This window comes from Sulfurovum sp., from assembly GCF_041551015.1.
GTDB lineage: Bacteria > Campylobacterota > Campylobacteria > Campylobacterales > Sulfurovaceae > Sulfurovum.
The window spans coordinates 1-6,136 of record NZ_JBFENQ010000111.1; the positions used below are offsets into that span (position 1 = coordinate 1).

4 protein-coding genes are annotated in these 6,136 nt (G+C 36.7%); 2 read left to right on the forward strand and 2 right to left on the reverse strand.

The features are described 5' to 3' along the window. The coding region (locus ABZC96_RS07645) for an ATP-binding protein (protein ID WP_373030224.1) at positions 1 to 2,497 on the forward strand (2,497 nt) is incomplete at its 5' end. A 5-nt stretch (positions 2,498 to 2,502) separates the two neighbouring features. Continuing rightward, complete coding sequence (locus ABZC96_RS07650; protein ID WP_373030226.1) at positions 2,503 to 2,871, forward strand: PleD family two-component system response regulator; 369 nt, start codon at positions 2,503 to 2,505, stop codon at positions 2,869 to 2,871. Positions 2,872 to 2,915: 44 nt separating this feature from the next. Here ABZC96_RS07650 and lon read toward each other — a convergent pair whose 3' ends face one another. Next, positions 2,916 to 5,336: an endopeptidase La gene (lon, locus tag ABZC96_RS07655; protein ID WP_373030228.1), complete on the reverse strand. Its 2,421-nt coding sequence runs from the start codon at positions 5,334 to 5,336 to the stop codon at positions 2,916 to 2,918. Between the two features lie 104 nt (positions 5,337 to 5,440). Next, positions 5,441 to 6,094 carry an outer membrane protein assembly factor BamD gene (locus ABZC96_RS07660; RefSeq protein ID WP_373030230.1) on the reverse strand — a complete coding sequence of 218 codons (654 nt, stop codon included), beginning with the start codon at positions 6,092 to 6,094 and terminating at the stop codon, positions 5,441 to 5,443. Positions 6,095 to 6,136: the final 42 nt, after the last annotated feature.

The window sequence follows — 6,136 nt, forward strand, 5'->3', positions numbered from 1 at the left end:
TGAGATAGTACTCTATAATGATAATGCACAGGAAATTATGACTAACCTTGGTATGACATCGTCTGCGATTCAAACAGATATCGATAATGGTGACTATGCAGAAGAGGTTATAGACTGGTTTGCACTACAGACACAAAAGATCTCATTACTTTCAAAAGCTGAACTTGTGGTTTCAAATGCTTTATGGAAAAAGAGTGACCTTTATCTTCAAAAACAACTTCTACTTCTTGCTATCGCAGCGGCTATCTGGTTACTGAGTTTTATTTTGGCTTACCTTGGATACACAACTGCAAGAGATATTACAAGAAACATTAAAGAGCTTGAAGACGTACTGAACAAAGCGGTTGATGAGATGAAAGCCAGTGATCAATACCTTGCATCAGATTCTCATGCTATTGAAAACATTGATCTCGATACCCACGAAGGTACAAAAGAAGCCTATAAATTCCTAGAGGACCTTGTTGAAACAGCAAAAGATGATAAACTCATTGCACTTCAGGCCAATGAAGCAAAATCTCTGTTCCTTGCAAACATGTCACACGAGATTCGTACACCACTTAACGGTATAGTTGGATTTACAGAAATATTACGTAGTACAAACCTTACTGAAGAACAAGATGAATTCCTCTCTATCATTGATAAAAGTTCGGAAAACCTTCTGAGCATTATCAACAACATTCTTGACCTTTCAAAAATCGAAAGTAATAAGATCGAGATTGAAAGTATCGTCTTTGATGCGGCTGAAGAGTTTGAAAGTGCAGTGGAAACCTATGCAGTTGCTGCAACAGAGAAAAATATTGATATGAACTACTATATGGACCCGATGATCTCTGCAAAACTTAAAGGTGATCCAACGAAGATCAAAGAGATTATTATTAACCTTCTTTCTAATGCCGTTAAATTTACAAGTTATGGTGGAGAGGTTAACCTTGAGATCCTAAAGATAACAGATGAAAATGGCGTAAATAGAGTTCAGTTTACTGTACGAGATAATGGTATTGGTATGACAAAAGACCAACAATCTCGTATTTTTGATGCTTTCTCTCAAGCCGATGTATCAGTTACAAGAAAATATGGTGGTACAGGTCTTGGTCTTACTATTTCTAGTCAGTTCGTTGAACTTATGGGTGGAAAACTTGAACTTGAAAGTGCTAAAGACCATGGTACATCATTCTTCTTCTCATTACCATTAGAAGAAGTAATGTCAGCTGAAGTAAATTATGCGACGGCCTTCACTGACCTTACGATAGGTAAATATGAGCAAGAAATTCCAACAAAACTTGACAGCTATTTAAAAAAATACTTTGACTACTTTGGTCCAACAGTTAAACATTTTGAATCAATCGCTGAACTCAAAGAACTTGACTACAATGATACTTGTAAAAATTACTGGATCGATATCGATAAAGCAAGACAAAATATGTTGGATGCCATCCATAATATGGATAAATCTAAACTCATTGTTATCGCAAACGTCACAAGTCGTAATAAAGTAGAAGAGCTTGGTATTGAGCAAAGTAATGTTATCTTTAAACCAGTTACACTTCGTAAACTCAAAACTGTATTAAACAATACTGCAACTGTCACACCTCAACTTATTGAAGAGGCAGCTGTAACACAACAGACTAGATTTGATGCAAAAGTGCTAGTAACAGAAGATAACATCATTAACCAGAAACTTATTAAACGTATCCTTGAAGAACATGGAATCACAGTTGATATCGCAAATAACGGTCTTGAATCATTTGAAAAACGTAGAAATGGGGATTATGACTTACTCTTTATGGATATTCAAATGCCGGTTATGGATGGTATTGAAGCAACACATGAAATTCTTGACTATGAAGAGGATGAAGAGTTGCCACACATCCCTATTGTAGCTTTGACAGCAAATGCTCTTAAAGGTGACAGAGAGAGATTTTTAAGTGAAGGTATGGATGAATATATAACTAAACCTATTGAAACAACAGAATTACTTTATGTACTAAACAAGTTCCTATCAGACAAAGCAAGTACTCATACAAAAGAACCTGTTAAAGTAGAAAAAGAAGTTGTTGAGGAAAAAGTTGTCGAAGAGCCTGAAGAGACTATTGTCCCTGTAAATGAGATGGCAGATGAATCACTTGATCTAAATATAGAAGAGCCTACTGTTGATCTCACTGAGACACAGCAAGACAAAAAAATTCTCATTGCTAAGAAATTCTTACTGGCGCGTAGAGTCTTGGCAAAAGTACTAGAAAACATAGGTCAAGAATATGATACATTAGATGATATGAACATATTAGAAAATAAATTGTCATCGGGAGACTATGATATTCTCTTTACTGATACAGACTTAGTTACAGAGAGTATTAGACAGTCTAATGAAGATGTAGCTATAATTTCATCAAACAATACAAATAGTCCTCAAGAGGTAACTGTACAAAAAGGTGAAACCATCTCAAATACAGCTTCCAAAGAAGAGATAGAAAATATAATAACTAAGTATAGAGGATAATAAACATGGCATTAAAAGTACTTGTTGTTGATGATGATTTCATCAACAGAAAGCTATTACAGACTCTTTTAAAAAAGAATCCAAAAGTAACAGAAATCGTAGAAGCGGAAAATGGCTCTGACGCATTAGATAAAATAAAAAAAGATACTAATATCAATCTTATACTATTAGATATCATGATGCCAGTTGTAGATGGTATAGAATTTCTTAAGATCTTTAGATCTGACATGTCTAATGCTCATGTACCAGTCATCGTACTATCTACAGATGATACACGTAAGACAGAAGTATTTGACAATGGTGCAAACGACTTCTTGCGTAAACCTGTTATGCAAGATCATCTATATGAAAAAATAAACCAGTGGACAGATTAACCACTTCACTTACAAGTTTGACCTAGCTTTTAAGCTGGTCAAATCTATTTTACAAATATTTCTTTCAATACTTCTTCAATACGAGAAACCCCAATAATTTCTACATTACTTTTTACTTCATCAGGAATATCATCTAAGTCACGCTCATAATTTTTCATCGGGATCAATGCTTTTTTGACTCCAGCTTTATAGGCAGCGATCAACTTCTCTTTGAGTCCACCTATAGGTAGTACTTTCCCTGTAAGTGTCACCTCTCCCGTCATAGCCACTTCATTATCTATTTTTTGTCCGCTTAAAATAGAAGAGATAGCACTTACCATTGCGATACCGGCACTTGGACCATCTTTAGGTGTTGCACCTTCAGGAACATGGATATGAAGATCATAACGCTTATAGACTTCACTTGCATCCACAGCAATACGTTCTTCTCTCTCTTTTGCAGAGTGAGGTATGATGGAAGGAGAGATAGGTAGCTCTCCATTATCAATAAGTATCTTTACCACAGAGTGTGCAATACGTACAGACTCTTTCATCACATCACCTAAACTACCCGTCAGCTGTAATCCACCCTTTCCTTTGATCTTGATCGCTTCTATCGTTAAAACATCTCCTCCAACTGCTGTCCAAGCCAATCCGCTGACAACTCCAACTTGCGGCTTGCTATCTACTAAAGAGATCTCGAAGACTTTTTTATCTGTAAATTGTTCCAAATTCTTTCTTGAAATCGTAATGGTGTCTTTTGTCTTGTCTTCCAAAAGTTGTCTAGCACTTTTTCGCATCAACCCAGCTATTCTACGGCGTAAGTTTCGAACACCTGCTTCTCTAGTATATTCATCTATTAAAGTTTTAAGTGCTTTATCCGTAATGGAAAATTCTCTACGTTTTAGTGCATGCTTTTTAAGCTCTTGTGGTATGAGATAGCGTTTTGCAATCTCAAATTTCTCTTTAGGTGTATACGAGTTCAATCCTATGAATTCCATTCTGTCACGTAGTGGTGCAGGTATGCGTCCGACATCATTGGCTGTAGCGATAAAAATCGCTTTACTTAAGTCAATATTAAAATTGAGATAATAGTCTCTATACTTGCTATTTTGTTCAGGATCAAGTATTTCAAGCAGTGCAGCAGTCGGGTCACCTCTCATACTACGCCCTACTTTGTCTATCTCATCAAGTACGATGACAGGATCCATACTTTTGGCTTCGATGAGTCCCTGCACTAAACGTCCAGGCATTGCACCCACATAGGTTCTTCTGTGCCCTCTAAGCTCGTTGACATCTTCAAGTCCACCCAATGCCATACGTACAAGTGGTCTTCCCAATGCAGTAGCGATGGAGTTGGCAAGTGAAGTTTTACCTACACCAGGAGGTCCTGCAAAACAGAGTATGACCCCACCTGTCTCTTTTTGTTTAATTCCTCTAAGCTGAGCCAGTTCACGAACAGAGAAAAATTCAACAATACGTTCTTTAGGTTTTTCCAACGAATAGTGATCTTTGTCCAGTTCAAGTGAAACATCTTTCACACTTAGATTTTTCTTCGTTAACTTTCCAAAAGGAAGTTCGAGTACCCATTCCAAATAACTCTGAAGTACATTGGCATCTGCAGAATCAGGATGCATCCGGGCAAAACGGTCTAGCTGTTTGCTTATTTCCTTAAAGGCATCTTCTTGCATATGAGGTTTAAGCGCAGCGACTTTTTCTCTGAAATTGGCTATCTCCTCTTCTCTTTGCGTATCCATACCCAACTCATGCTGGATCTCTTTGAGTTGTTCTTTAAGGAAATATTCTTTATTCGTTTGTTCTATCTTGGTATGTACTTTTGTACGTATTTCACGTTGTACCTTAGCAGACTCTATCTCAGAGGTTATGATATCAATGAGACCCAATAGACGTTTTTCGATATTTAGTTCAACATAAAGGACATAAGCTACTTCTTTATCTAGTTTCAACATGGAAGATACTAAGTCTGCTATACGATTTGGTTCATCATTCTCTTCTATGGTACGTACTAGATCAGCAGGTATTTGACTGTTTAGGGCAGAGAGTTTTTTTACTTTGTCTCTAAGTATATCCATCAAGGCATCTGCTTTGAGTTTATTGTAACTCTCTAAAGTAACCACATCTATGATTGCACGGTTAAAAGTACCCTCTTGAGGTTCAATTATTTTGCCACGTGCAAGTCCTTGAAAAAGTATCTTGACTCTACCGTCTGGTATATGTACTTTTCGCATAATGGAGCCGACAACCCCTACTTTATACATAGTATCAAAATCATGTATGCCTTCTTTACCAGGCATAGAAGAAGTGACAAAAAGTAAAGAGTTATTCTCCATCGCATCGGTTGCAGCATCGATATCTTTTTGATCTGTAAGAAAAATAGGACTTATCATAAAAGGATAAAGAAAAAGTTCATCCTCAACCACTATAGGTAAGGTAGTGGGAAATGCATCATAATCACTGAGTTGCATAATGTCGCTCCTTTAAGAATATTTAATTTTGTTTTATAATTTATGTAGAGTGGGCACAAATACGCCCTTAAAGAGGTACTTTTTATGTGCCCACAACTTAAAGGTTAGTCAAAGACATAACCTATGATGCCTTTCTCAGGCGGTGTAATATCAGCCATTTCTACTACAGATCCTTTGTTTTTGTCTCTATAGATCTTTGCGGCATCAGGTTTTCCTGTACGATCATACAATGCTGCAATGTTTTCATTAAGCAGGTATTGGCTCATATGTAATCTTATCAGTATTGTATTAACAAGTGGTGCGTAAGGAGAGCCCGGATAACGATTGATATATACTTTAGCCGTAGAAATACTGTCTATAATGAGTTTTTGGTCTTTATAGACATCCTTTACACCCATAAATGAGGCTTTAAGTTTCATAAAGTCTGTATATTCACGACTCTCATACTCACCAAAACGCTTGTTATACTCATCTAGGTAATAATTTGCAAGCAGATACTCTTCTGCATTCATGTGTGCATGAGCAAGCATCATCAAAGAAGTAGGCATAAGCGGTGAACGCATATGTTCACTCTTAAGAGAGATATAATACGAATCCGCCTTATCTAAATTGCCATGGCTGATGCTGTTGGCTATTTGTTGATACCAGTACAATGCCGGTTTATTGAACTCAGCCACTTCTTTCTCATCTCCACACCCCACAAATAAAAATGACATCGCTACGGACATACCTACTAAAACACTTTTCTTCAAGTTCATATATTTCCCTAATTAAAATCTAATAACATATATAATAGCTCA